General features: G+C 65.2%; 1 protein-coding gene. It reads left to right on the top strand.

Going from position 1 to position 1,668, the window contains the following annotated elements:
* The first annotated feature begins 9 nt into the window (after window positions 1-9).
* The gene (locus tag Q4E95_RS08570; protein WP_303382913.1) at window positions 10-1,500 is read left to right on the top strand and encodes an LCP family protein; all 1,491 of its coding nucleotides are present in this window, start codon (window positions 10-12) and stop codon (window positions 1,498-1,500) included.
* Window positions 1,501-1,668 lie beyond the last annotated feature (168 nt).

The raw sequence follows: 1,668 nt of genomic DNA, 5'->3' as shown, positions 1-1,668 counted from the left end.
TTCGAACACATCAACCTGAAGCAAACGGGCAGGCACCACCGTTCCCGTGATCACAGGCCCTCGGCGCGCCGGATCGCCGTGATCCTGGTCGTTTTCGGACTCATGGCGGTTCTCGGGATCGGGGGAGTGGCTGCGCTGCGGCTCAGCAGTAACCTGGACAGCAGCCCGCTCAACCTTTCGGATGGTTCATCCACCGTGGGCGAGGGCCCCTTGGACATCCTGGTCATGGGCTCGGACACTCGTGAGGGTTCCGGCAACAGCGAATACGGTGACGAGGACGACGCCGCCGGGCGCACCGACGTGATGATGCTCGTGCATGTCACCGAGAACCGTGACGCCGTGACCGTGGTGTCCTTCCCGCGTGACCTGGTGGTGGACATCCCCAAATGCACCGACCCGGAGTCGGGTGAGGTGTTCCCGGCCCACCGGGACATGATCAACTCCGCCGTCGAGAACGGTGGCCCCGGATGCACCGTGGCCACGGTCAACCAGGTGGCCGGTGTCGACATCGACCACTTCATGCTCGCGGACTTCAACGCGGTCAAGGAGTTGTCCTCGACCGTGGGCGGCGTCCAGGTGTGTGTGAACGACCCGGTGGATGATCCGAAATCCGGTCTGAAACTCCCGGCGGGTATTTCCTCGGTCGAGGGTGATCAGGCGCTGGCCTTCCTGCGCTCCCGTGCGGCATTCGGTGACGGCGGCGACGAGTCCCGGATCCGATCTCAGCAATCCTTCTTGGCCTCTCTGACCCGTAAGATCCAGGACGACGGCACGTTGACCAACCTGCCGCAGCTCTACAAGATCGCCGAGGTCATGACCCAGAACCTACACGTGGACGAGGGTCTGACCTCCCTGCCCACACTGGTGGGTATCGCCGGGACGTTCGCCGGTATCGATCTGGGACGGATTGCGTTCGTGACCGTGCCCAGCGTCCCCAATCCCGAAGATCCCAACCGACTGATCCTGGACGAGGAGCCCGCCGAACGACTGTTCGGCACGCTCCAGCAGGATCGGGCGGTGACTGATGCGACGCCGTCGCCAAGCACCTCGGCTGCAGCCACCACGGAGGCCGCTTCAGCGGGCCCCACGGCCGAACCACTGCCGGCCGGCACCGAAGAAGCGGATGAGGAATTGGTCCCGCAGATCCAACCTTCACTGGTGCCGGTGACCGTGGACAATCGGTCCGGCGACCCGGATCGAGGAGGAGACATCGTCGACCTGCTCCAGGACGCCGGATACACCGAGACGGAAAGCGGCCGGACCGGCACGGCCCTGGCAGGAACCCAAATTTTCTACAACCCCTCGTGGGCCTCGGCCGCCGATGATCTCGCGGCCCTGCTCGGCGTCCCGGACAGCCAGCTGGTGGTCGACAACGAGCTGTCCGGCCTGCGGGTGTCGATCGGCCAGGACTTCACGTCCGGCGAGAAACTCGATCTCTCCGGTGCCCTGCCGGATGAGCTGAAGGGGCAAACGGCCGAGCAGTTCACGTGCCAGGAGTGAACCGCCCGCCGAGTGGCCGCCCGCTGCCGCCCACGGGCGGTAACCCTCGACATGATCGTGCGCATTTTCCGAACGGGACCCGCCCAAGTGGTACGTTGGATCACATGCGGCCAGGGAACGTGCGACTCCTGCTTATGTGCCGCAGCGGGGCCTCACCCATCTGACGGA

The organism is Kocuria sp. (genome assembly GCF_030536815.1).
GTDB lineage: Bacteria > Actinomycetota > Actinomycetes > Actinomycetales > Micrococcaceae > Kocuria > Kocuria gwangalliensis.
This window is presented reverse-complemented; position numbering and strand designations above follow the sequence as displayed.